We start from the raw sequence: 24620 nt of genomic DNA, 5'->3' as shown, positions 1-24620 counted from the left end.
TGAACATTACGCCTGATGGCCTGCTCTGAAACCGGGTTCGACGGCCCCGTTTCGATCATTTTCCGCCGGGGCCGCACCCGCCGTACGCTGCACCGGATCCCCCAGAAATCGCTTCGTCGACAAAAGGACGAGCAGCGCCGCGATTCCCCCGGCACCCGCCACCGCGAAACCGGCCGCCGAACCGCCGCCCTCCACCGCGGGCCCCGCCACCGAGGCCCCCACCGCCGATCCGACACCGAACGTCGTCACCAGCCACGAAAACGCCTCCGTCACCGTGCCCTTGGGCGCATGCCGGTCCACCACCACGAACGCACAGGCCAGCGCGGGCGCCAGGAACACACCGGCGACACCGGTCAGCGCCGTCATGCCGACCACACCCGGAGCCAGCGCCAGCGGCAGATACCCCAGCGCCAGAAACCCGATGAGCAGCCGCAGCCGGCTCTCCGGCCGCCCCGGCCACTCGCGGGCGCCGTAGACGATGCCACCGGCCAGCGCCCCGACACCGAGCGCGGAGAGCAGATAGCTGGAGACCATCCCCCCGCCGTGCTCGTCGGCGTACGCCACCGCCGCCACCCCTATCGACCCGAGCGCCAGCCCGACGAAGAAGAACGCACCGATCAGGACGAGCAGGCCGGCGGAGCGCAACGCGCCCAGCCAGTGCGCCTCGCGCGGCCCGCTGCGCCACTGACGGGACGGCTCGGAGACGACGACGGACAGCGCGCCGAGCACCCCGATCAGATTGATCACCAGCAGCGCCGCCCCCGCCGACCAGGCCGCCACGCACAGCGTCACCAGCAACGGCCCCACCGCGAACATGACTTCCTGCGCCACCGCGTCCAGCGCATACGCGGCATGCACCCGGTCCGGGCGTTCGAGGACGCCGGGCCACAGGGCGCGCAGGCCGCCCTCCAGGGGCGGGGTGAAGAAACCGGCGATCACCATGGCGGCACCGGCGAGCCACAGCACATCCAGGCCGACGAGGGCGAGCAGCGCCATCCCCAGGGCGGAGAGCACCGAGGCGGGCAGCATCACCCGCGGCTGGCCGTAAAGGTCCACGGCACGGCCGAGCAGCGGCTGGCCGATCGCCGTGCAGACGCCGTAGACCGCGGAGAGCACACCGGCCAGGGCATAGCTGCCACCCTCGGCGCGTACGAACAGGACCACGGCCAGCGCGGCGGTGGCGTTCGGCAGCCTGCCGACCAGGGTCCCGGCCAGCAGCCGGGCCGCATGCCGGGTTCTCAGCAGCTCCGCATATCCCGCGGCCATCCCTGCCCCTTTCCGTCCGGACCGACCCGGAGGTGTTACGTATAACCTTCGCCGTTATACGTACCATGACGGCAACCCGCGGTCCACCCCGCAGTGGCCGAACGCAAGGAGTGACACACCCGGTGACCAGCCACGAGGCCACGACACCCCCGGGCGCGAGCACCGGCTCCACCGGAGCGGCCGGCGCCGCGCCCCCTGGCAGGCTCCCCGCCGCGGCCCGCGCCACCAGCCGGGACGTCGCACGGGCCGCCGGGGTCTCGCAGGCCGCCGTCTCCCTCGTCCTCGGGGACAAATGGCGCGGCCGGGTCTCCCCCACCAAGGCCGAAGCGGTCCGCACCGCCGCCCGCGAGCTCGGCTACCGCCCCAACCTCGCCGCCCGCAGCCTGCGCATGGGCCGCACCCGCACCGCGCTGCTCGTCGTCCCCGCCCTCACCACCGAATTCTTCGCCCGCGTCTACACCGGCGCGGCCCGCGTCGCCGCCGACCACGGCTTCGGCGTGGTGCTCTACCCCTCCCCCGAAGGCATCGGCCCCGCGCGCGACCCCTTCGACTCCGCCGCGGCCACCCTCGACGGCGTGATCGCCTCCTCCATGGCCGCCGGCGCCCTCACCGCGCTGCGCGACGCCGGACTGCCGTTGGTGATGCTCGACAGCGACCCCGGCGACAGCCGCGCCACCGCCACCGTCAACCTCGATATCGCCGACGGCGCACGCCAGTTGGCGACCCACCTCACCAGCCTCGGCCACCGCCGCATCACCCACCTCGCGGCCGACGTGGACTCCTGGACGTTCGCCCTGCGCGCCCGCGCCGTCACCGAGGCGCTCGCCGACGTTCCCGGCGCGGTGCTGCACCGCCGGCCCTCCGCCCTCGCCGTCGACGCCGGACTGCATGCCGCACACGCCGCGCTCACCGCCCCCGGCCCCCGCCCCACAGCCCTGCTGTGCGACGACGACATCATCGCCGCCGGCGCCTGCAAGGCCGTACGGCGCTTGGGCCTGCGGATCCCCGAAGACATCTCCGTCACCGGTTTCGACGACCTGGCCCTCGCGGTGGCGGTCGAACCGGAGCTGACGACCGTACGGCTGCCCGCCGAAGAGTTCGGCGAGGCCGGGATGCGGGCCCTGATGGCCGTACTCGACGGCGGCCGGGTGCCGGCCCCCGTACTGCCGGTGGAGCTGATCACCCGCGGCTCCACCGCCCCACCGCCGGCCGCCGCCCACAACAGCGCACGCCCCGGCGGGCGATGACCCACCGGGGCGCGCAGAGCGTGTCGCCCGGACCTACGAGCCGGCCGACGACCCCTCGGAGCCTTCCGCGCCCTCGCCGGAATCCGAACCGGAATCCCGCTTACCGGACTTGGCGTCCTTCCCGGAGGTCTCGGCGGCCCCGCCTGCGGCCGCGTCACCCTCCGTGTCCGCGTCGTCGTCCGCCGCCGGCTTCGCACCGTCCGCGGCACGGTGCTCGTCCAGCAGCCGGGACAACTGACGCCCCAGGATCCGCTTGAACTTCCGCTGCTGCGGCCGCGTACGGTCCAGCGTCGCGACCTCGAGATGCTCGGCGGTCAGCGTGCGCTCACCGCCGTTGGTGTCCCGCGAGAGCGAATCGACGGCCAGCTTCAGCGCCTCGCCCAGCGTCATGCCCTCGCGGTGATGCTGGTCGAGGTAGCTGCTGATCTGGTCGGCGTTGCCGCCCACCGCGACCGAGCCGTGCTCGTCCACGATCGAGCCGTCGTGCGGCAGCCGGTAGATCTGGTCGTCCTCCGGGGCGTTGCCGACCTCGGCGACGATCAGCTCGACCTCGTACGGCTTCTCCGCGGCGCTGGAGAAGATCGTGCCGAGCGTCTGGGCATAGACGTTCGCCAGCCCGCGCGCGGTCACATCCGCGCGGTCGTATGTGTAACCCCGCAGATCGGCGTAGCGCACGCCACCGATCCGCAGATTCTCGAATTCGTTGTATTTGCCCACCGCTGCAAAGGCGATGCGGTCATAGATCTCGCTGACCTTGTGCAGGGCGCGGGAGGGATTCTCGGCGACGAAGACCACGCCGTCGGTGTACTGCAGCACCACGACGCTGCGGCCGCGCGCGATGCCCTTGCGGGCGTACTCGGCGCGATCTGCCATGGCCTGCTGGGGTGAGACATAGAACGGCGTCGACACCGGCTATCCGTCCCTTTCTGTCAATGGCTCTCTCACTGGCGTGGGGGCTTCCCCGGCGTGATCCGGGAAGGCCTTCCGGAACATCCGTCCCATCAGAGCAGCGCGGCGCGCGGGCCGTCGGGCTGTTCGAGGCGGCGCTCATGAATGGCACGGGCGATCTCCGACACCTCGGCCTCGGTCAGCCTCTTGAAGCCGTCCTCGGTGATCACCGTCACGATCGGATAGATCCGCCGGGCCAGATCGGGCCCGCCCGTCGCCGAGTCGTCGTCCGCCGCGTCGTACAGCGCCTGAACGACGGCCGTGGCGGCCTGATGCTCCGTGAAATCGTCGCGGTAGAGCTTCTTGAGGGCACCGCGGGCGAAGACGGAACCGGATCCCGTCGACGCGAAGCCGTGCTCCTCGGAGCGCCCGCCGGTGACGTCGTACGAGAAGATCCGGCCCTTCTCGCGGTCGACGTCCCAGCCGGCGAACAGCGGCACGATCGCCAGGCCCTGCATGGCCATCCCGAGATTGCCGCGAATCATCGTGGACAGGCGGTTCGCCTTGCCCTCCAGGGAGAGTTGGGCGCCTTCCACCTTCTCGAAGTGCTCCAGCTCCAGCTGGAACAGCTTGACCATCTCGACGGCGAGCCCGGCCGTGCCGGCGATGCCGACCGCGGAGTACTCGTCGGCCGGGAAGACCTTCTCGATGTCGCGCTGCGCGATGACGTTGCCCATCGTCGCCCGGCGGTCGCCGGCGAGCACCACTCCACCGGGGAACGACGCCGCCACGATGGTCGTGCCGTGCGGCGCCTCAATGGCTCCCTGCACCGGCGGCAACGGGCGGTTGCCCGGCAGCAGATCGGGCGAGTGCGCACCGAGGAAGTCCATGAACGAGGAGGATCCAGGCGTCAGGAAGGCTGCTGGCAGACGCCCGGTGCTTCGAGTGTTGGCTTCCACACGTTTCCTTCCGGATACTCGGCCGCCCGCCTCAAAACGTCCGGCCGATCCTTGAATTGACCCAAGGCTGCGTTGCAGCTGAAGCACAGTACGCCTCGGACCTTACCCGTCTGGTGGTCGTGATCCACATGCATGGGTTCGCATCTGCGCTCACCCCTTTGCCGCCGGGCGCCGGCCGGCAGTACTCCACAGAGCACTCCCGGCAGTACGCCCGCAGTCCATCGGCCGTGGATTTGTTGCCGGCGAATACCTCTGACGACGATATCCGCCTGCAATGTCCGTCTGCATCGTGAGTATTTCTCCCGTGATGCAATACGGACATTTGGCGACTACTCGCCACCTTTCTGAACAAATGACCGCACGAAGTCCTCGGCGTTCTCCTCGAGCACATCGTCGATTTCGTCCAGCACGGAATCCACGTCGTCCGACAATTTCTCCTGGCGTTCCTTAAGGTCCTCCGAAGCCTGCGCGTCCTGCGTCTGCTCCTCGACCTCTTCGGTGGAACGCGTGGCCTTCTGCTGCCCGCCGCCGCTGTCCTTGGTCGCCATATCCCTCACCCCGCTCGGTTCGCCCCGCTCGATGTGACCTTGCTCGATGTGACCTTCAAGATCCGACCCTACAAGCAGGGTCCGACATCGGCCCCGCACTTGGTGCAACGTCCGGGAGTCCTCTGGATGATTCCCGCACCGCGGCCATTTCAGCCGTGGATCAGCCGTCGATCGCCACGAATCCGGCCGGATCCCGCCGCACGTCAGCGACCGGAAAGCGTCCTCACCAGGTCCTCCGCCGTGCGGCAGCGGTCCAGGAGCTCCTTGACGTGCTTCCGGGTTCCGCGCAGCGGCTCCAGCGTGGGGACCCGTTGCAGGGAGTCACGGCCAGGGAGATCGAAGATGACCGAGTCCCAGGAGGCGGCCGCGACGTCATCGGCGTACTGCTCCAGGCAGCGGCCGCGGAAGTAGGCCCTGGTGTCCTCCGGAGGCTTCAGCCGGGCCCGCTGGACGTCGGGCTCGTCCAGCAGCCGCTTCATCTTGCCGCGGGCCGCCAGACGGTTGTACAGGCCCTTTTCGGCGCGGACGTCGGCGTACTGCAGGTCGATGAGGTGCAGCCGCGCCGCGTCCCAGTCGAGGCCGTCGCGGCGGCGATAGCCCTCCATCAGCTCGCGCTTGGCGACCCAGTCCAGCTCGCCCGACAGGCTCATCGGGTCGTTCTCCAACCGCCCGAGCACGTCCTCCCACCTGGTCAGGACGTCCTTGGTCTGCTCGTCCGCATCCACGCCGTAGCGGTCCTCGACGTACTTGCGGGCCAGCTCGAAGTACTCCATCTGGAGTTGTACGGCGGTGAGCGTGCGGCCGCTGCGGAGCGTGATCAGGTGTTGCAGGGTGGGGTCGTGCGAGACGTGGTGGAGGGTGCGTACGGGCTGGTCGACGGCCAGGTCAACGGCGATGAAGCCGTCCTCGATCATGGACAGGACCAGCGCGGTGGTGCCGAGCTTGAGGTAGGTCGAGATCTCGGAGAGGTTCGCATCGCCGATGATCACGTGCAGCCGGCGGTACTTCTCGGCATCCGCGTGCGGCTCGTCGCGAGTGTTGATGATCGGGCGCTTGAGGGTCGTCTCCAGCCCGACCTCCACCTCGAAGTAGTCGGCGCGCTGGCTGAGCTGGAAGCCGTGCTGATGGCCGTCCTGGCCGATACCGACCCGGCCGGCGCCGGTGACCACCTGGCGGGAGACGAAGAACGGGGTCAGATGGCGCACGATGTCCGAGAAGGGGGTCTCCCGCTTCATCAGGTAGTTCTCGTGCGTGCCGTAGGACGCGCCCTTGTTGTCGGTGTTGTTCTTGTAGAGGTGGATGGGCTGGGCCCCGGGGACCTGGGCGGCCCGCTCGGCGGCCTCGGCCATGATCCGTTCGCCGGCCTTGTCCCAGAGGACCGCGTCACGCGGGTTGGTGACCTCCGGGGCGCTGTATTCGGGGTGGGCGTGGTCGACGTAGAGCCGGGCCCCGTTGGTGAGGATCACATTGGCCAGGCCGATGTCCTCGTCGGTGAGCTGGCTCGAGTCGGCGGTCTCGCGGGCGAGGTCGAAGCCGCGGGCGTCCCGCAGCGGGTTCTCCTCCTCGAAGTCCCAGCGAGCCCGTCGTTCCTGGTGCATCGCGGCCGCGTAGGCGTTGACCACCTGGGACGAGGTGAGCATGGCATTGGCATTCGGGTGGCCGGGGACGGAGATCCCGTACTCCGTCTCGATCCCCATTACTCGCCGTACGGTCATGCGGCCCTCCTTGCCCGGCGGCGCCCCCTGATGGGGTCGGCGCTCAAGTACCGCTGCGCTTCCGGTCCGTATGCGTTCCCCGCTCCCGCACAGCGCGACGCGGCGGTATGGAAGAGCCTAGAACGCCTTTGCGGCGCTGGGGAGATCATTACAGTCATTGCTCCAGTCCGGTTTTCCCTGGTCCATCGCGCTCTTGACGGGGGCCGGCCCGTGCGGCCCCGGAAAAGCGTCCGGCTGCGGACGCCCCGTGCAGGACATCCGCAGCCGGAGTGCGGTGTTACAGGTATTGGCCGGTATTCGCCACCGTGTCGATGGAGCGGCCGGTGTCGGCGCCCTGCTTTCCGGTGACCAGCGTACGGATGTAGACGATCCGCTCGCCCTTCTTGCCGGAGATCCGGGCCCAGTCGTCCGGGTTGGTGGTGTTGGGCAGGTCCTCGTTCTCCTTGAACTCGTCCACGCATGCCTGGAGGAGATGGGAGACCCGCAGGCCCTTTTGGTTGTGCTCGAGGAAAGCCTTGATGGCCATCTTCTTCGCACGTCCGACGATATTCTCGATCATCGCTCCGGAGTTGAAGTCCTTGAAGTAAAGGACTTCCTTGTCACCATTGGCATAGGTGACCTCGAGGAAGCGATTTTCCTCGGATTCCGCGTACATCTGCTCGACGACCGACTGGATCATCGCGCTGACCGCGGCCGTACGGGAATCCCCGTGCTCGGAGAGATCGTCTGCGTGCAGCGGGAGATTTGCCGTGAGGTACTTCGAGAAGATGTCCTTGGCCGCCTCCGCGTCCGGACGCTCGATCTTGATCTTCACATCGAGGCGGCCGGGGCGCAGGATCGCCGGGTCGATCATGTCCTCGCGGTTCGAGGCACCGATCACGATGACGTTCTCGAGGCCCTCCACGCCGTCGATCTCGGAGAGCAGCTGCGGGACGATGGTGTTCTCCACGTCCGAGCTGACGCCGGATCCCCGGGTGCGGAAGAGGGAGTCCATCTCGTCGAAGAAGACGATGACGGGGGTGCCCTCGCTGGCCTTTTCCCTGGCCCGCTGGAAGACCAGCCGGATGTGCCGCTCCGTCTCACCGACGTATTTGTTGAGCAGCTCGGGGCCCTTGATGTTGAGGAAGAAGCTCTTCCCCGCGGGCTGCCCGGTCACCTCGGCGACCTTCTTGGCAAGGGAGTTGGCGACCGCCTTGGCGATGAGTGTCTTGCCGCAGCCGGGCGGGCCGTAGAGCAAGACGCCCTTGGGCGGGCGCAGTTCGTGCTCCTTGAAGAGGTCGGGGTAGAGGTACGGAAGCTCGACCGCATCCCGGATCAGTTCGATCTGGCCGCCCAGACCGCCGATCTTGGTGTAGTCGATGTCCGGGACCTCTTCGAGGACGAGTTCCTCGACCTCGCTCTTCGGGATGACTTCGTAGACGTAGCCGGAGCGGGATTCGAGCAGCAGGGCGTCGCCGGGGCGGATGGTGATGTCCAGCAGGGGCTCGGCGAGCCGCACCACCCTTTCCTCGTCGGTGTGCCCGATGACCAGGGCGCGCTCGCCGTCCTCAAGGATTTCCTTGAGGGTGACGATGTCGCCGGCGCTCTCGAACTCCATGGCCTCGACCACATTGAGCGCTTCGTTGAGCATGACCTCCTGGCCGCGCCGGAGGTCGTCGAGCTCGACGCTGGGGCTGACATTGACGCGGAGTTTTCTGCCTCCGGTGAAAATGTCGGCCGTGCCGTCCTCGTTCGCCTGCAGGAAGACACCGAAGCCGGCCGGGGGCTGCGCGAGCCGGTCGACTTCCTCCTTGAGCGCGACGATCTGGTCGCGGGCCTCGCGGAGAGTATTGGCGAGTCGCTCGTTCTGGGCGGAAACGCCGGCCAGGTTGGTCTGCAGCTCGACGATCCGCTCTTCGAGAATCCTCGTGTGCCGCGGAGAGTCGGCGAGCTTGCGTCGCAGGACGGCGATCTCCTGCTCAAGATAGGCAACCTGGCCGGCTGGATCTTCAGACCCTCGCCCCGGCCGGATGCCGCGGTTGATGTCGTCGTCGTGGGCTGCCACGGTCCTCACCTCCTCCAAGGAGCTGGACGCTTCCTGACCCTACCTGGGCCGGTGCAGGTTGAAACCCCTAGATCGAAAAGACTGTCGGGGTGTGTCCGATCTTCACCCTTGCGCACGTCCTCACGCCAAGGGAATACCCACCCAACAACATCGGAAAGCGAGCGGTTGTATCGTCGAGTCGGTCAACACCCGTCAGGGCTGGCGCCACTTAGACAAAAACGGTTCACGTACGCAGGAACGGCAGGCGAGATGACCGCCCAGGATGAAGCCCTAGAAGTCTGGATCGACCAGGACCTGTGCACGGGCGACGGGATCTGCGTGCAGTACGCGCCGGAGGTCTTCGAGCTCGATATCGACGGCCTGGCCTATGTCAAGAGCGCGGATGACGAGCTGCTGCAGGACAAAGGGGCCACAACGCCCGTCCCGCTGCCGCTGCTCAACGACGTGCGCGACTCCGCGAAGGAGTGCCCCGGGGACTGCATTCATGTGCGCCGGGTCGCGGACCTGGTCGAGGTCTACGGGCCGGACGCGGACTAGCCGCAACGCCGAGTAGACACAACACAGACACGGCGTAGGCGGAGCGTAGGGGATGCCCCACTTACGCGCACATCGAGTGACGGATCACGCACCCTGGGTGCTCGCGTCGGCGGGGAGTTCACTCTGGATGAACTTCCCGTCCCGCCACTGCCACTTGGCGCTCTTGTGGACGTCGGGACAGCAGCGCGGGACATCGAACGTGGAGTAGCCCGAGAGCGTCGCGGAGACCGCCCCGCCCCGCAGGGCGAAGTCCTGGACGCTGAGCTGCTGGGAGGGCGCGAGAAGGGTCGCCACGACGCGGGGCGGGGCCTTGGGGTCGGTCGGCCGGGCAAGGACGAACACGCCGCTGGGCGGCGTGCCGGTCTCGGAGTGGCAGCGGACCACCGCGACGGTTTCGAGCGTGCCGTCGCCGTCAAGGTCGCCGGAGGACTTCTTCACCACGTCGAGGCGGTTGGGTCCACAGTTGACCGGAAAGGTGACCTTGGCCGGATCCGGGGCGGCGCTGATGGCCTGCCGGCCGGATACGGTCCGGTGCACGGTGGTGGCCGTGGCGTCGGGCGGCTGGATGAAGGATGCGGCCGCGACGACCGCCGAGACTGCGGTGGCTGTGGCAAGCCAGTGCATGGGGTGGGGCTGGGTGTGCAAAAGGTCCTGGCCTGCCAAGGGCTGCACGCGGGGTAACTCCTGTGAAGAGCTGTGGCGGTGGGAGTGCCCAGCATCGTTCCACAGGAGGCGGCGGCACGGAACCAGCGGGACCGGAGTTTTACGCTCCGATCACGAGGACTACGCATGAACGCCGCCGACGGTTCCCGTGGCGGGAACTCGTCGGCGGCGCCTGGTGATTCGTTGGCCGGATCGCGACGGTCAGTCGCGCTCCGCGGCGGCGTCGGTGCCGCCGGATGCCGTGGCCTGGCTGTTCTTGCCCGGACCGGTGTAATCCTCGCCGTACGCGCCCTTGGCGGGCCTGCGGCGGCGCAGCGGGGGCTCGACGCCGTCGGCGAGGCGGCGGGCGGTGAGCAGGAAGCCGGTGTGGCCGATCATGCGGTGGTCGGGACGGACGGCGAGGCCCTCGACGTGCCAGGTGCGGACCATGGTTTCCCAGGCCGACGGCTCGTTGAAGGTGCCGTGCTCGCGGATCGCCTCGACGGTGCGGGCCATCTGCGTGGTCGTGGCGACGTAGGCGCAGAGGATGCCGCCGGGGACCAGGGCCTTGGAGACGGCCTCCAGGCACTCCCAGGGGGCGAGCATGTCGAGGATGACGCGGTCGACGTCGGTGTCGGAGAGGTTGTCCTGAAGGTCACCGACGGTGAGCGTCCACGCGGGGTGCGAGCCGCCGAAGTAGCGCTCGACGTTCTGGGTGGCGATCTCGGCGAAGTCGGCGCGGCGCTCGTAGGAGTGCAGCATGCCGTCGTCGCCGATGGCGCGCAGCAGGAAGCTGCTGAGCGAGCCGGATCCCACACCGGCCTCGACGACGCGGGCGCCGGGGAAGATGTCGGCCATCGCCAGGATCTGCCCCGCGTCCTTGGGGTAGACCACGGCGGCGCCGCGGGGCATGGACAGGACGTAGTCGGGGAGCAGCGGGCGCAGCGCAAGGTAGGCGACGTTCCCGGTGGTACGGACAACACTGCCCTCGGGAGCACCGATCAGCTCGTCGTGGGGGAAGGCTCCCTTGTGGGTGTGGAAGCTTTTTCCCTCTTCGAGCGTGAAGGTGTAGTGGCGTCCCTTGGGGTCGGTGAGCTGGACCTGGTCCCCGACCTTGAAGGGCCCGCGACGGCGGGCGGCACCGGTCGGTTCGGACATGTGACCAGCCTACCGGCCGATCGGGGCGAGCCGGACCAGTGGGCGGCCGGGCGGGCATCAGGGCGGCTGCCGGGCGCACCGGGGCCGCGGCCCTACAGGGCGAATCGAACGTGGTGGCCCCCCCGGCTGGGGGTTACCCAGGCCGGCTCGGGGTTACCCGGGGATGCCGGGCGCGAAGCCCGTGGGTCGGGAGTGCGGTCAGGAGTGGCGTCAGGAGTGCCGGGCCGCGGTCAGGAGTGCCGGGCCATCGCCGAGACGAAGGCGCGCTCCACGTCGGCCGTTGACAGGACGCCGTAGATCTCGCCGGTCTCCTCGACGACGAGGTACTCCGTGGCCGGGGTGGCGCGCAGATACTCCAGGAGGTCCTCGCCGGCGAGTTCGGCGGAGACCCGCATGCCGTCCTTGAGGTCCTGGGCGAGGGTGCCCACGGGGACCCAGGGGCGGCGGTGGTCGGGGACGCCGACGATGGCGGCCTCGCGCACGAGGGCGGTGGGGCTGCCCTGGCGGTCGACGACGACCAGGGCGCGGGCACCGGCGTCGTTGGCACGGCGCAGCGCCTCGGAGAGCGGGGTGTCGCTCTCCACCGGGACGGCGCGGCGGGTGAGGGTGCGGGCGGTGAGGTCGGGGAGGCGTTCGCGCAGCCGGGCCATGCGCAGGCTGTTGCCGGCGCCGGTCCAGATGATGGCGGCGAGGATCGCGGCGAGCAGGGCGTCGGTGAGCGAGTCGGCGCCGCCGATCGAGGCGGGGGCGGTGCCCAGGGCGCCGGTGTGGGTGAGCAGCGGGAGGCCGATGAGGACGGTGACGGCGAGCGCGCGGCCGACCCAGGCGGCGGCGATGGTGCCGGTCATGGGCCTGCCGGTGATCTTCCAGACGACGGCGCGCAGCATCCGGCCCCCGTCGAGGGGGAGGCCGGGCAGCAGGTTGAAGACCGCGACGATGAGGTTGGAGATCATCAGGCCGGCGAGCAGGACGCCGGGGACGGTGCCGGGTTCGACCAGTTGCATGCCGACGTAGAAGACGCCGGCCAGAACGAGGGAGAGCAGCGGGCCGACGAAGGCCAGCACGAATTCCCGGCCGGGGGTCTCGGTTTCCTTCTCGATCTCGGAGACGCCGCCGAAGAACTGCAGCTGGATACGGCGTACGGGGAGCTTGAAGCGGAGCGCGGCGACGGTATGGGCGAGCTCGTGGACGAGCACCGAGGCGTAGAAGGCGACGGCGAAGAAGAGGGAGACGAGGTAGCGGGCCGTGCCGAGCTCGGGCAGCACGCGCTCGAGCTGGCCGCCGAAGACCCAGGTGATCAGGGCGGCGACCACGAACCAGCTGGGGGCGACATAGACCGGCACGCCGAAGGGCCGGCCCATGAGGATGCCGCCGCCCGTCTTCCGGCCCGGCGCCTTGGGCTCTTTGCTGTCCTTGGGCGGCTCGGGCGGCTCGGGCGGCGCGTGCCGCACGGACTCCTGGGGGTCCTGCGGCTTCCCGCTGTCGTCCACGGCGTCCCCTCGTCGAATGCGGCCTTCGCGCCTGCGTGGCGTGATCTCCCGATCATGCAGGGCAAAGGGGTCTGGCGTCGATGGTATGCGGAGCGTCCCGACCTGATCCGCCGTGGGGCCCTGCCTCGGCTGACCCGTACGCGCTTGTCAGTGGCGGGCCGTAGGGTCTTGTGGCATGGGAACGAGCACCGAAGGGGCCGAGGCGGCCACGCAGGGCGGGCAGGGCGCGCAGCAGACCGCGGGCGGGCCGGGGGCCCAGCGGGCGGCGCCGGACGGCGAGCGGGCGGCGGGCGGGGCGCAGGCGCCGGTCGCGCTGTCGCCGTCGCGGGCGAGCGATTTCATGCAGTGTCCGCTGCTGTACCGCTTCCGGGTGATCGACAAGCTGCCGGAGAAGCCGAGCGCGGCGGCGACCCGCGGCACGGTGGTGCATGCGGTGCTGGAGCGGCTCTTCGACGCGCCGGCCGCCGAGCGTACGGCGTCCGGCGCGCGGGCGATGGTGCCGGGCCAGTGGGAGAAGCTGCTGGCCAAGCGGCCGGAGCTGGCGGAGCTCTTCGCGGACGACGCGGACGGCGAGCAGCTGGCGAAGTGGCTGACGGAGGCCGAGGCGCTGGTGGAGCGGTGGTTCTCGCTGGAGGATCCGACGCGGCTGGAGCCGGCGGAGCGCGAGCTGTATGTGGAGACGGTGCTGGAGTCCGGGCTGCGGCTGCGGGGATTCATCGACCGGGTCGACATCGCGCCGACGGGCGAGGTGCGGATCGTCGACTACAAGACCGGCAAGGCGCCGCGGCCGCAGTTCGCCGAGGGTGCGCTGTTCCAGATGAAGTTCTATGCGCTGGTGATGTGGCGGCTGAGCGGTGCGGTGCCGCGGCGGCTGCAACTGGTGTATCTGGGCAGCGGCGATGTGGTGACGTACGACCCGAGCGAGGCCGATCTGCGCGGCGTGGAGCGCAAGTTGCTGGCGCTGTGGGAGGCGATCCAGCTGGCGACCGGGACCGGTGACTGGCGGCCGCGGCCGACCAAGCTGTGCGGCTGGTGCGACCACCAGGCGCACTGCCCGGAATTCGGGGGTACTCCCCCGGTCTATCCACTGATCATCCGCCCCGCGGCGGACGGCGCCGGGGAGCAGGGCAGAATGGAGCCGGTCTAACAAAGGAGAGCTCGTGGCTATCCGCGTCCTGCTGGTCGACGACCAGCCCCTGCTGCGCACGGGATTCCGGATGATCCTGGAGGCCGAGCAGGATCTGGCGGTCGTCGGTGAGGCCGGTGACGGTCTGCAGGCGCTGGACCAGGTGCGGGCGCTGCAGCCCGATGTGGTGCTGATGGACATCCGGATGCCCCGGATGGACGGCGTCGAGGCGACCCGGCAGATCACCGGCCCGGCGAAGGACGGCCCGGCCAAGGTGCTGGTGCTGACCACCTTCGACCTGGACGAATATGTCGTCGAGGCGCTGCGGGCCGGGGCCAGCGGCTTCCTGCTCAAGGACGCGCCGGCCGATGAGCTGGTGCAGGCGATCCGGGTGGTGGCGGCGGGCGAGGCGATGCTGGCCCCCAGCATCACGCGCCGGCTGCTGGACAAGTACGCCGGGCATCTGCCCTCGGGCGAGGAGCCGCTGCCCGACACCCTGCACACCCTCACCGAGCGCGAGGTGGAAGTGCTGAAGCTGGTGGCGCGCGGGCTGTCGAACGCCGAGATCGCCGCGGATCTGTTCGTCAGCGAGACGACGGTGAAGACGCATGTGGGCCATGTGCTGACGAAGCTGGGGCTGCGGGACCGGGTGCAGGCGGCGGTGTACGCGTACGAGAGCGGGCTGGTGCGCCCCGGCGCGCAGTAGTTGCCGATGTGAGGACGTGAGTGGGGCCGGCCCGGGGAGTTACCCGGGACCGGCCCCTGTGTCATATCCGCTCGGGCTTACGTGGGCCTGTCATGCCTGCACAGGCCCACGTGGGCCGGATCAGGCGTCGGCGGCCTTGCTGATCTCCCAGAACCGGAAGACGGTCGAGGAGTCCAGCGTCCATTCCAGGCCGGAGATCCCGTCGCGGGCGACGGCGTACTGCTTGCCCTGCCAGATCGGGATGACCGGCAGGTCGCGGGCGACGATGTCCTGTACCTCGCGGAAGGTTTCCTTGGTGACGCCGCGGTCGGGCTGATCGGCGGTCTTGGGCAGCAGCCGGCCGGTGATCTGCGGCGAGTTGTAGTGGTTGGACAGCACGCTGTCCTTGCCGAAGAACGGCTGGGTGAAGTTGTCCGGGTCCGGATAGTCGGGGATCCAGCCCTTGACGTAGACGCCGAAGCGGCCGGACGCCACGCCCTTTTCGTACTCGTCGGTGGGCACGCTGCGCACCTTGGCGTTGAACAGGCCGCTGGCGTTGAGCTGTTGGGCGATTTCCTTGAAGGCGGGGACGGTGCCGGGGCCGAACCGGTCGGGGGTGGCCCACAGGGTGAGCGGCACCTTGCCGGTCAGGCCCGCGCCGCGCAGGGCGGCGGCCGCCTTGTCGGGGTGCGGCCGGTCGCCGTAGGTGTTGAAGAAGGCGGTGTTGTGGCCCGTGATGCCCGCGGGAACGATGGAGTACAGCGGTTCGGCGGTGTGCTGGTAGACGTCGCGCACCAGGGTGGAGCGGTCCAGGAGGTAGGCGATCGCCTTGCGGACGCCCAGCTTGCCGGCGACCGGGTCCTTGAAGTTGAAGACCAGGTGCATGACCTCGGCGCTGCTGCCCTCGATCACCTGGGTGCCGTGCTGTTCGCGGAGCGAGGCGTTGGTGAGGGCGGCGATGTCCTGCATGGCCAGTCCGCGGTAGGCCACATCGACGGCACCGCTGCGGACGGCCTTCTTGAGCTTGTCGGGGGAGCCGTAGAACTTCACGGTCATTCCGGAGTTCTTGGCCTTGGCCGGGCCCTTGTAGTTGGCGTTGATACCGAAGACGGCCTGCTCGGAACCGTATTCGTCGAGGGTGTAGACGCCGGAGCCGACGGCCTTGCCGTCGGTGCGCAGCCGGTCGGCCGGGTAGGCGGTGTGGTCGACGATGGAGCCGGCGCCCGAGGCGATCTTCATGGGGAAGGTGGCATCGGGCGTCTTGAGGTGGAAGACGACGGTCTTGGCGTCCGGCGTGTCGACCCGGTCGAGGGCGGAGAACATCACGGCGGGGCCGTTCTTGTCCTTGATGCGCCGGGTGCGGTCGAAGGAGTACTTGACGTCCTTCGAGGTCAGCGAGTCACCGTTGCTGAAGGTGAGGCCGTCCTTGAGGGTGCAGTGGTAGATCTGGCTGTGGGTGTCGGTGAAGGTGCAGCTCTTGGCCGCCTCCGGTTCGGGCTGGGTGCCGCCCTTGGGGAAGCTCAGCAACGACTGGAAGACGTTGTTGAACAGCAGCCAGGAACCGGGGTCGTAGCCTGCGGCCGGGTCGGTGGCTACGACCTTGTCCGTCATTCCCATGACGACGGGCTCGCCGTGGCCGGATGCCCCCGAGTCATCGGCGCTGCATCCCGCGAGTGCGAGGAGGGCTGTCGCCAGCCCCGCTCCGATCGGGGCGGCCAGCCACTGGTCACGCTGCCTCACTACGTGGTTCCTCACGTTCGGTGTCGCTGTGGTGCGCTATCGCGGTGGTGCGGTGCTGCATGGTGGTGCGGTGCTGCATGGTCGTGCGGCGGTGCGTGGTGGTGCCGCGGCGGGTCTGCCGCGGCGCGTGCCGGGGTCCGTACGGACGCTGCCGTGGTCAGTCGGCGACGCCGCGGCCCAGCTCCCAGATCTGCAGCGCCGAGGAGGAGTTGAGGGCCCACTCCGCTCCGGTGACGTCGTCGCGGGCGGCGACGTACTGCTTGCCCTGCCACAGCGGGAGGATCGGGGCGTCGTCGGCGAAGATGTCCTGCGCCTGCTTGAAGCCGGCCGCGGCGGCGTTGCGGTCGGTCTGCTGGCGGGTGCCGGGGATCAGCTGCGACTCGATCTTGGAGTTGTGGTAGGGGGAGTTGAGGAAGTTTCCCTTGCCGATGAACGGCGCGATGTAGTTGTCCGCGTCCGGGAAGTCGGCGAACCAGCCCATTCCGTAGGCGGTGTACTTGCCGGCCAAGGAGTCGGTGCGGAACTGCTGCCAGCTGTCGATGCCCTTGATGTCGACGCTGAACAGCTTGCTGGCGTTGAGCTGCCTCTGCAGCGCGCGGAACTCGTTGACGGTGCTGGAGCCGTAGTGGTTCTTGGTGTACGTGAGGGTGAACTTCACCGGGGTGGTGATGTGCGCCTGCTGCAAGGTCTTGCGGGCGGCGGCGACGCTGGGGTTCCCGTACTTGCTGAAGAACGAGTTGATGTGGCCGGTCAGGCCGGTGGGGACCAGCGAGTAGAGCGGGTCGCCGGTGGAGGGGTAGACGTCGCGCACCAGCTGCGAGCGGTTGACGATCTGCGCCACCGCCTGCCGCACGGCCTTGTCGGAGACCTCGGGGTCCTTGGTGTTGAAGGTGAGGTAACGGATCTCCTGGCCGGGCGTCGTCAGCAGCGTGACGTGCTGGTCGCGGGCGTTTTGCAGGCCCTTGATCTGGTCCGGCGTCAGACCGCGGTTCACCACATCGACGTCGCCCTTGCGCAGCGCCTTCTCCATGGCCGTGGAGTCACGGAAGAAGTGCATCTCGACCTTGTCGTTCTTGGTCGTGATGCCGCCCTTGTAGGAGGCGTTCTTCGTGAAGACGGCCTTGGTGATGTGGTCCGCGGAGTGTTCGGTCTTGAGGGTGTACGGGCCGGAACCGATCAGGTCGAAGCCCTCGTACAGGCGGTCCTTCGGGTACACCTCGGGGTCGACGATGGCGGCGGCCGGCGTGGCGAGCTTCTGCGGGAAGGTGGCGTCCGGCTTCTTGAGGTCGAAGACGATCTCGGAGTCGCCGGGCGTCTCGACCCGGTCGATGCCGGAGAGCAGCGACACCGGGCCGTTGGTGTCGTCGATCTTCCGCATCCGGTCGATGGAGAACTTGACGTCCTGCGCCGTCAGGGCATGCCCGTTGGAGAACGTCAGCCCCTTGCGCAGGGTGCACCGGTACTGCTCGTTCTGCGTGTCGCGGAACCCGCACGACTCGGCCGCCTCGGGCACCGGCGCGGTACCGCTGCGGGGCAGCCGCATCAGCGTCTGGAGCGTGCCGCGCAGCATGTTCCAGGCGTCGACGTCATAGGCCTGTGCCGGGTCGAGAGGGGCGGGCGCTGCCTTGGTGGCCTCGATCTGGGCAGTGACCCCGACGACGATCGGGTCGCCGCCTTCGCCCGCGCCGTCCGTGGCACCGCAGGCGGTGAGTGCGGGGGCGAGCAGACCGGCCAGGACCGGCAGCACCAAGGTCTTGCGGTTCATCGTCGGCAGGTTCCTTATCAGCGCAGAGGTGTTGCTCGCGTCGACATTAGTAGGAACGGTCAGCCGGTCCGGGACACAACGGAGTTGAATCAATATAGCCACGGGATAACGACGACGGGGTGACCGATATCCGGACGGTGGAACGATTCGCACGTTGCCCCACCAATCCGGACACTTACCCCCGTAGAATCCCCCACGCGCACCACCTGGAACACCTGTCGACTCCACTGTCGACGGCCCGGCACGTGAGAAACCTCACGTATTTCGCTGCCCGGGGCGCCGTGGGAATTCAGACAACATATTCGTTACGGAAAATGAGCGGCTCGCTGCCCTGAGTTCTCGGTGTTTTCCGGGGCGACACGCTCAGTACACGATTCAGCGGCTTTCCGTGATGAGTGCCCGGAGAAATGCCAGATCGACTTCTTCCAGCGAGCCGACGACCGTACGGCCTTCGACGGACGGGATGGGCGTCACCGAGGGCACCGCGACGACCCGGCAGCCCGCGGCCTCGCCCGCCGTCACGCCGGTCAGGGTGTCCTCGATGACGGCACAGCACTCCGGGTCCACGCCCAGCCGGGCGGCGGCCGTCAGATACGGGTCCGGGTGCGGCTTGGTGCGCTCCAGCTCGTCGCCGGCGAGGGTCAGGTCGAAGTTCTCGCGGCCCAGCCAGTGCAGCATCCGGTCGATGATGGCGCGGTGCGAGGCGGAGACCAGGGCGGTCGGCACCTGACGGGCTCTCAGCTCGGCCAGCAGCCGCCGCGCACCCGGCATCAGCGGCACCCCGTGGCCGATCCGGGCGGCGAAGCGGGCGTTGAGCAACCCGCTGAGTTCGGCGAGGCCGATCTCGGCGCCGGTGGCCTGAATGAGATAGCCGGCGCTGCGGGTCATGGGGCCGCCGACGACGACCTCACGGTGGCCGTCGTCCAGGATGTGTCCCAGTTCCGCGAAGACCTCGGCCTCGGCCTCCCACCAGAACCCCTCGGTGTCGACGAGGGTGCCGTCGAGATCGAGGAAGACGGCCTGGAGGGTGGCCGGCTCGGCCGTGCGGGTGCCGACTGCGGGGATGCTGCTGGTCATCCATCCACCTCCGTTGAGACGCCCCTCAAGGGACGAAAGGGCCGGTCGCCGCCCCCGGCGGGGGTTGCGACCGGCCACTACCGGACCGACCAGTGTACGACTGCGCGGCCCGATGTGCGCGATGGGACGGAGGAAAGCGGACGAAAACCGTCCGGGAGGCCCTCCCGCCCCCTACCGCGCGTTGAAGTACTTCGCCTCCGGGTGGTGGATGACGATGGCGTCCGTGGACTGCTCCGGGTGCAGCTGGAACTCCTCGGAGAGCTGTACGCCGATCCGCTCGGGCTGCAGCAGGTCGGCGATCTTGGCGCGGTCCTCCAGGTCGGGGCACGCGCCGTAGCCCAGCGAGAAGCGGGCGCCGCGGTACTTGAGCGCGAACATGTCCTCGACGTCGGCCGGGTCCTCGCCCGCGAAGCCGAGTTCCGCGCGCACCCGGGCGTGCCAGTACTCGGCCAGGGCTTCGGCCAACTGGACGGACAGGCCGTGCAGTTCGAGGTAGTCGCGGTAGGCGTTGGCCTCGAAGAGCTTGGCCGTCTCCGTGCCGATCCTGGAGCCGACGGTGACGACCTGCAGCCCGACGACATCGCGCTCGCCGGACTCCTCCGGGCGGAAGTAGTCGGCCAGGCACAGCCGGCGGCCGCGGCGCTGGCGCGGGAAGGTGAAGCGGGTGCGCTCGGTGCCGTCCTCGTGCAGCAGGATCAAGTCCTCGCCCTTGGACACGCACGGGAAGTAGCCGTGCACGACGGCCGCCTCCAGCAGGTTCTCGGTCTGCAGCTTGTCCAGCCAGCCGCGCAGCCGCGGGCGGCCCTCGGTCTCGACCAGCTCCTCGTACGTCGGTCCGTCGCCGGTGCGGGCCTGCTTGAGGCCCCACTGCCCCTTGAAGAGCGCGCCCTCGTCCAGCCAGGACGCGTAGTCGGCGAGCTGGATGCCCTTGACGACGCGGGTCCCCCAGAACGGCGGGGCGGGGACGGGGTTGTCGATGGCGACGTCCGAGCGCACCGAGCCCTCCGGCTCCGCCACTTCGAGGACGGCCGTGTCCTTCTTGGGGACGCGGCGCTGCTTGAGCTCGGGCAGGACGGCGCCGGGCACGCCGCGCTTGACGGCGATGAGGGCGTCCATCAGGCGCAGGCCCTCGAAGGCGTCGCGGGCGTAGCGGACCTCGCCCTCGTAGATCTCGTGCAGGTCCTGCTCGACATAGGCGCGGGTGAGGGCCGCGCCGCCCAGGATGACGGGGAAGTCGGCGGCCATCTTGCGCTGGTTGAGCTCCTCCAGGTTCTCCTTCATGATCACCGTGGACTTGACCAGCAGCCCTGACATGCCGATGACATCCGCGCGGTGTTCCTCGGCGGCTTCCAGGATCGCCGAGACCGGCTGCTTGATACCAAGGTTGACGACGTTGTAGCCGTTGTTGGACAGGATGATGTCGACGAGGTTCTTGCCGATGTCGTGGACGTCGCCGCGGACGGTGGCGAGCACGATGGTGCCCTTGCCCTCCGCGTCCGACTTCTCCATGTGCGGCTCGAGGTAGGCCACCGCGGTCTTCATGACCTCGGCGGACTGGAGGACGAACGGCAGCTGCATCTGGCCGGAGCCGAAGAGCTCGCCGACGACCTTCATGCCCTCCAGGAGGATCTCGTTGACGATCTCCAGCGCCGGACGCTCGGCCAGCGCCGCGTCCAGGTCGCCCTCCAGGCCGTTCTTCTCCCCGTCGATGATGCGGCGCTGCAGGCGCTCCTCCAGCGGCAGGGCGAGGAGCTCCTCGGCCTTGCCGGCCTTCATCGACTTCATGTTGACGCCCTCGAAGAGCTCCATGAGCTTCTGGAGGGGGTCATAGCCCTCGGCGCGGCGGTCGTAGACCAGGTCGAGGGCGGCCTTGACCTGCTCCTCCTCCAGCCGCGCGATCGGCAGGATCTTGCTCGCGTGCACGATCGCGGAGTCCAGGCCCGCCTTCACGCACTCGTCCAGGAAGACGGAGTTCAACACGACGCGGGCGGCCGGGTTGAGGCCGAAGGAGATGTTGGAGAGGCCGAGGGTGGTCTGCACGTCCGGATGGCGCTTCTTCAGCTCCCGGATGGCCTCGATGGTGGCGATGCCATCGCCCCGCGACTCCTCCTGGCCGGTGCAGATGGTGAAGGTCAGACAGTCGATGAGGATGTCCGACTCGTGGATGCCCCAGTTGCCCGTCAGGTCCTCGATGAGGCGCTCGGCGATGGCGACCTTGTTCTCGACCGTGCGGGCCTGGCCCTCCTCGTCGATGGTCAGCGCGATCAGCGCCGCGCCGTGCTCGTGGGCGAGCTTGGTGACCTTCACGAAGCGGGACTCGGGGCCGTCGCCGTCCTCGTAGTTGACGGAGTTGATGACCGCGCGGCCGCCCAGCTTCTCCAGGCCGGCCTGGAGCACCGGAAGCTCGGTGGAGTCCAGGACGATGGGCAGGGTCGAGGCGGTGGCGAAGCGGCCCGCCAGCTCCTCCATGTCCTTGACGCCGTCGCGGCCCACGTAGTCGACACACAGGTCGAGCATGTGCGCGCCCTCGCGGATCTGGTCGCGGGCCATCTCCACGCAGTCGTCCCAGCGGCCCTCCAGCATCGCCTCACGGAACTTCTTCGATCCGTTGGCATTGGTGCGCTCGCCGATCGCCAGGTACGAGGTGTCCTGGCGGAAGGGCACCGTCTGGTAGAGGGAGGCGGCACCCGGCTCGGGCCGTGGCTCACGGGCGGTGGGGGCGACGCCGCGGACCCGCTCGACGACCTGGCGCAGGTGCTCGGGCGTCGTACCGCAGCAGCCGCCGACCAGCGACAGGCCGTATTCGGCGACGAAGGTCTCCTGGGCGTCGGCGAGCTCGCCGGCCGTCAGCGGGTAGTGGGCGCCGTCCTTGCCCAGGACCGGCAGACCGGCGTTCGGCATGCAGGCGAGCGGGACGCGGGAGTGCCGGGCGAGGTAGCGCAGGTGCTCGCTCATCTCGGCCGGACCGGTGGCGCAGTTCAGGCCGATCATGTCGATGCCCAGCGGCTCCAGGGCCGTGAGCGCGGCGCCGATCTCGGAGCCCAGCAGCATGGTGCCGGTCGTCTCGACGGTGACGGAGCAGATGATCGGCAGGTTGGTGCCGGTGGCCTCCAGGGCGCGGCGGGCGCCGAGGATCGCGGCCTTGGTCTGCAGCAGGTCCTGGGTGGTCTCCACCAGCAGCGCGTCGGCGCCGCCGGCGATCATGCCCTCGGCGTTCTGCTGGTAGGCATCGCGCAGGGTCACGTACGGGGCGTGGCCCAGGGTGGGCAGCTTGGTACCGGGGCCCATGGAGCCGAGGACGTAGCGCTGCTGTCCGGTGGAGGCGGTGAACTCGTCCGCCACCTCGCGGGCGATGCGCGCGCCGGACTCGGAGAGCTCGAAGACCCGCTCGGGGATGTCGTACTCGGCGAGCGCCGCGTAGTTCGAGCCGAAGGTGTTGGTCTCGACGCAGTCGACGCCGACCGCGAAGTATTCCTCGTGGACCGAGCGGACGATGTCCGGGCGGGTGACGTTGAGGATCTCGTTGCAGCCCTCCAGCTGCTGGAAGTCCTCCAGCGACGGATCCTGCGCCTGCAGCATCGTGCCCATCGCCCCGTCGGCTACCACCACCCGCGAGGCCAGTGCCTCACGCAGTGATTCGACTCGGGATGTGCTGGTGGACGATGGCGTGTACGAGGCCATGGAGATGCTCCCTGGTTGCGACGGCTGTCGGCTTTGCGTCCTCCGGAAGAGGGCGCACCCGGCCAGCGTAGCTGCCGGTCCCGTACAGGGGTTCCCCATTCCATGCCGTGGACAGCGGGGCCGGGTGGGGGGTCCCTGGACTATCCATGATCATTGACAGACCCTGTTCGCTAACCAAGAGTCGGCATGGGCCGATATCGTTTGGCATTGTCGAACCGCATACCCCGGAGGTTGCCCGATGGCACGCACCATCCAGTCGCTGGAGCGAGCAGCCGCGATGCTGCGGCTGCTCGCAGGAGGGGAGCGGCGGCTGGGACTTTCCGATATCTCCTCCTCCCTGGGACTGGCCAAGGGCACCGCCCACGGGATCCTGCGCACGCTGCAGCAGGAGGGCTTCGTCGAGCAGGACCTGGCGTCCGGCCGCTATCAGCTGGGCGCGGAGCTGCTGCGCCTGGGCAACAGCTATCTGGACGTGCACGAGCTGCGCGCCCGCGCCCTGGTGTGGACCGACGACCTGGCCCGCTCCAGCGGGGAGAGCGTCTACCTGGGCGTGCTGCACCAGCACGGCGTCCTGATCGTGCACCACGTCTTCCGGCCGGACGACAGCCGGCAGGTGCTGGAGGTCGGGGCGATGCACCCGCTGCACAGCACGGCGCTGGGCAAGGTGCTCGCGGCGTACGACCCGGTGGCGCACAGCGAGGCGGCCGAGGTGGAGCGCAAGGCGTTCACACCGCGCACGGTGACCGGGACGGACGAGTTCGAGGGGCTGCTGGATCTGACCCGGGCGCGCGGCTGGGCGGCGGACGTGGAGGAGACCTGGGACGGCGTCGCGTCGGTGGCCTCGCCGATCCATGACCGGCGGCGGATGCCGGTGGGCGCGGTGGGCGTCACCGGGGCCGTGGAACGGGTCTGCCAGGAGGGTGAACTGCGGCCGGAAATCATCGCCGCTGTGAGGGATTGCGCACGCGCCGTGTCAAGGGATCTTGGCGCAGGTCGGTTCTGACCGTATTCCGCCCTTTTGTTCACGTAAGTTTTTCGCCACAGAACCCTTGACGGGGTCCTTACGGTGAACAAAACTGCCGTTCGTCGGTCGGCATTGTCGAACACCTAACGACAATATTCGCTATGGTGGGCAGTGCCGCGGGCCGACCATCGCCCTCTAGGAGGGCGCGGACCACCGGAGGGACCCGGGGTCCGCCTTCCCCTGGACGAAGGACAAAGGAGTCGCGGGTGTCCAGCTCCGACATCTTCATCAGCGAGACCATCGGTACCGCTGTTCTGCTTTTGATGGGTGGTGGCGTCTGCGCCGCCGTCACGTTCAAGCGCTCCAAGGCGTTCAACGCCGGATGGGTCGCCATCGCCTTCGGGTGGGGCTTCGCCGTCCTCACGGGTGCCTATATCGCCGCGAAGTCCGGCGCGCATCTCAACCCCGCTGTCACCATCGGTCTCGCCATCAAGGGCGGCATCGAGTGGAACCAGGTGCCGGTGTACTTCGCCGGCGAGATGCTCGGCGCCATGATCGGCGCGGTGCTGGTCTGGATCGTGTACTACGGACAGTTCCGGGCGCATCTGACCGACAAGGACGTGCTGGCCGACCACACCCACGAGGAGGGCCTGGTCGACCCGAAGGCCGCTCCCAAGGCCGGCCCGGTGCTCGGCATCTTCTCCACCGGCCCGGAGATCCGGCACACGGTGCAGAACCTGGCCACCGAGATCATCGCCACCACCGTGCTCGTGCTGTCGATCCTCACCCTGGGACTGAGCGACAACGGCAAGGGCGTCGGCACCATCGGCACGCTGCTGGTCGCACTGGTCGTCGTCGGCATCGGTCTGTCGCTCGGCGGCCCGACCGGATACGCCATCAACCCGGTCCGCGACCTCGGCCCGCGCATCGTGCACGCGCTGCTCCCGCTGCCGAACAAGGGCGGTTCAGACTGGGGCTACGCATGGATCCCGGTCGTCGGCCCGCTCATCGGCGGAGCCATCGCCGGAGGCATCTACCAGGTGGCATTCGCCTGAGCCACCCGGCCGCCCCGACTCCGCCCGCACAGA

The 24620-nt window shown here is 69.0% G+C and carries 19 protein-coding genes and 1 pseudogene; 6 read left to right on the top strand and 14 right to left on the bottom strand.

Annotation, left to right across the window (positions count from 1 at the left end):
- Positions 1-6: 6 nt before the first annotated feature.
- Positions 7-1266 (bottom strand): MFS transporter, encoded by a 1260-nt coding sequence (locus tag ACZ4S3_RS16310; protein WP_467933385.1) that lies wholly within the window; start codon positions 1264-1266, stop codon positions 7-9.
- Between the two features lie 122 nt (positions 1267-1388).
- On the opposite strand from ACZ4S3_RS16310, the gene ACZ4S3_RS16305 reads away from it, so the two are divergent.
- Positions 1389-2513 carry a LacI family DNA-binding transcriptional regulator gene (locus ACZ4S3_RS16305; RefSeq protein WP_467933380.1) on the top strand — a complete coding sequence of 375 codons (1125 nt, stop codon included), beginning with the start codon at positions 1389-1391 and terminating at the stop codon, positions 2511-2513.
- 33 nt (positions 2514-2546) lie between these two features.
- Here ACZ4S3_RS16305 and prcA read toward each other — a convergent pair whose 3' ends face one another.
- The 6 genes and pseudogenes from prcA to arc all read right to left on the bottom strand — a co-directional run bounded on the left by prcA (position 2547) and on the right by arc (position 8667).
- Complete coding sequence (gene prcA, locus ACZ4S3_RS16300; RefSeq protein ID WP_467933376.1) at positions 2547-3422, bottom strand: proteasome subunit alpha; 876 nt, start codon at positions 3420-3422, stop codon at positions 2547-2549.
- 92 nt (positions 3423-3514) lie between these two features.
- On the bottom strand, positions 3515-4360 hold the full coding sequence (gene prcB, locus ACZ4S3_RS16295) for a proteasome subunit beta (protein WP_467933372.1): 846 nt from the start codon (positions 4358-4360) through the stop codon (positions 3515-3517).
- A pseudogene (locus tag ACZ4S3_RS16290) lies at positions 4312-4653 on the bottom strand (endonuclease domain-containing protein); the annotation flags it as partial. The pseudogene ACZ4S3_RS16290 and the gene prcB, both read right to left, overlap by 49 nt.
- A 36-nt stretch (positions 4654-4689) precedes the next feature.
- Positions 4690-4908, bottom strand: a complete 219-nt coding sequence (locus ACZ4S3_RS16285) for a ubiquitin-like protein Pup (protein ID WP_363151457.1) — start codon at positions 4906-4908, stop codon at positions 4690-4692.
- 203 nt (positions 4909-5111) lie between these two features.
- Positions 5112-6623, bottom strand: coding sequence for a depupylase/deamidase Dop (gene dop, locus ACZ4S3_RS16280; RefSeq protein WP_467933368.1), 1512 nt, complete (start codon positions 6621-6623; stop codon positions 5112-5114).
- 277 nt (positions 6624-6900) lie between these two features.
- On the bottom strand, positions 6901-8667 hold the full coding sequence (gene arc, locus ACZ4S3_RS16275; RefSeq protein ID WP_467933364.1) for a proteasome ATPase: 1767 nt from the start codon (positions 8665-8667) through the stop codon (positions 6901-6903).
- Positions 8668-8916: 249 nt separating this feature from the next.
- On the opposite strand from arc, the gene ACZ4S3_RS16270 reads away from it, so the two are divergent.
- Positions 8917-9204, top strand: a complete 288-nt coding sequence (locus ACZ4S3_RS16270; protein ID WP_467933360.1) for a ferredoxin — start codon at positions 8917-8919, stop codon at positions 9202-9204.
- An 84-nt stretch (positions 9205-9288) separates the two neighbouring features.
- Here the strand turns inward: ACZ4S3_RS16270 and ACZ4S3_RS16265 are convergent, their stop codons facing one another.
- The 3 genes from ACZ4S3_RS16265 to ACZ4S3_RS16255 all read right to left on the bottom strand — a co-directional run bounded on the left by ACZ4S3_RS16265 (position 9289) and on the right by ACZ4S3_RS16255 (position 12494).
- Positions 9289-9876 carry a hypothetical protein gene (locus ACZ4S3_RS16265; protein ID WP_467933356.1) on the bottom strand — a complete coding sequence of 196 codons (588 nt, stop codon included), beginning with the start codon at positions 9874-9876 and terminating at the stop codon, positions 9289-9291.
- A 192-nt stretch (positions 9877-10068) separates the two neighbouring features.
- Positions 10069-11004, bottom strand: coding sequence for a tRNA (adenine-N1)-methyltransferase (locus tag ACZ4S3_RS16260; RefSeq protein ID WP_467933351.1), 936 nt, complete (start codon positions 11002-11004; stop codon positions 10069-10071).
- 230 nt (positions 11005-11234) lie between these two features.
- A complete protein-coding gene (locus tag ACZ4S3_RS16255; RefSeq protein WP_467933347.1) occupies positions 11235-12494 on the bottom strand; it encodes a site-2 protease family protein in 1260 nt (419 codons plus the stop codon).
- Between the two features lie 175 nt (positions 12495-12669).
- Between ACZ4S3_RS16255 and ACZ4S3_RS16250 the strand changes: the two genes are divergently transcribed.
- Complete coding sequence (locus tag ACZ4S3_RS16250; protein WP_467933343.1) at positions 12670-13641, top strand: RecB family exonuclease; 972 nt, start codon at positions 12670-12672, stop codon at positions 13639-13641.
- A 13-nt stretch (positions 13642-13654) separates the two neighbouring features.
- Complete coding sequence (locus ACZ4S3_RS16245; RefSeq protein WP_467933340.1) at positions 13655-14326, top strand: response regulator; 672 nt, start codon at positions 13655-13657, stop codon at positions 14324-14326.
- Positions 14327-14446: 120 nt separating this feature from the next.
- Here ACZ4S3_RS16245 and ACZ4S3_RS16240 read toward each other — a convergent pair whose 3' ends face one another.
- From ACZ4S3_RS16240 to metH, 4 genes are all read right to left on the bottom strand, one after another.
- Positions 14447-16045: an ABC transporter substrate-binding protein gene (locus ACZ4S3_RS16240; RefSeq protein WP_467933336.1), complete on the bottom strand. Its 1599-nt coding sequence runs from the start codon at positions 16043-16045 to the stop codon at positions 14447-14449.
- Positions 16046-16202: 157 nt separating this feature from the next.
- Complete coding sequence (locus ACZ4S3_RS16235; protein ID WP_467933334.1) at positions 16203-17810, bottom strand: ABC transporter substrate-binding protein; 1608 nt, start codon at positions 17808-17810, stop codon at positions 16203-16205.
- 375 nt (positions 17811-18185) lie between these two features.
- Entirely contained in the window at positions 18186-18887 is a 702-nt protein-coding gene (locus tag ACZ4S3_RS16230) for an HAD family hydrolase (protein ID WP_467933330.1), read from the bottom strand.
- 171 nt (positions 18888-19058) lie between these two features.
- Positions 19059-22568, bottom strand: coding sequence for a methionine synthase (metH, locus tag ACZ4S3_RS16225; RefSeq protein ID WP_467933327.1), 3510 nt, complete (start codon positions 22566-22568; stop codon positions 19059-19061).
- A 238-nt stretch (positions 22569-22806) separates the two neighbouring features.
- On the opposite strand from metH, the gene ACZ4S3_RS16220 reads away from it, so the two are divergent.
- On the top strand, positions 22807-23571 hold the full coding sequence (locus ACZ4S3_RS16220) for an IclR family transcriptional regulator (RefSeq protein ID WP_467933325.1): 765 nt from the start codon (positions 22807-22809) through the stop codon (positions 23569-23571).
- A gap of 227 nt (positions 23572-23798) precedes the next feature.
- Positions 23799-24587, top strand: coding sequence for an MIP/aquaporin family protein (locus ACZ4S3_RS16215; RefSeq protein ID WP_467933320.1), 789 nt, complete (start codon positions 23799-23801; stop codon positions 24585-24587).
- Positions 24588-24620 lie beyond the last annotated feature (33 nt).

The organism is Streptomyces sp. NPDC028368, assembly GCF_055565615.1.
This window is presented reverse-complemented; position numbering and strand designations above follow the sequence as displayed.

Excerpts from the sequence above, each read along its gene's own strand:
- ACZ4S3_RS16250 (WP_467933343.1), top strand. The coding sequence starts at position 12,670 with ATGGGAACGAGCACCGAAGGGGCCGAGGCGGCCACGCAGGGCGGGCAG.
- dop (WP_467933368.1), bottom strand. The coding sequence starts at position 6,623 with ATGACCGTACGGCGAGTAATGGGGATCGAGACGGAGTACGGGATCTCC.
- ACZ4S3_RS16260 (WP_467933351.1), bottom strand. The coding sequence starts at position 11,004 with ATGTCCGAACCGACCGGTGCCGCCCGCCGTCGCGGGCCCTTCAAGGTC.
- ACZ4S3_RS16220 (WP_467933325.1), top strand. The coding sequence starts at position 22,807 with ATGGCACGCACCATCCAGTCGCTGGAGCGAGCAGCCGCGATGCTGCGG.
- ACZ4S3_RS16270 (WP_467933360.1), top strand. The coding sequence starts at position 8,917 with ATGACCGCCCAGGATGAAGCCCTAGAAGTCTGGATCGACCAGGACCTG.
- ACZ4S3_RS16235 (WP_467933334.1), bottom strand. The coding sequence starts at position 17,810 with ATGAACCGCAAGACCTTGGTGCTGCCGGTCCTGGCCGGTCTGCTCGCC.
- ACZ4S3_RS16310 (WP_467933385.1), bottom strand. The coding sequence starts at position 1,266 with ATGGCCGCGGGATATGCGGAGCTGCTGAGAACCCGGCATGCGGCCCGG.
- ACZ4S3_RS16285 (WP_363151457.1), bottom strand. The coding sequence starts at position 4,908 with ATGGCGACCAAGGACAGCGGCGGCGGGCAGCAGAAGGCCACGCGTTCC.
- metH (WP_467933327.1), bottom strand. The coding sequence starts at position 22,568 with ATGGCCTCGTACACGCCATCGTCCACCAGCACATCCCGAGTCGAATCA.
- ACZ4S3_RS16230 (WP_467933330.1), bottom strand. The coding sequence starts at position 18,887 with ATGACCAGCAGCATCCCCGCAGTCGGCACCCGCACGGCCGAGCCGGCC.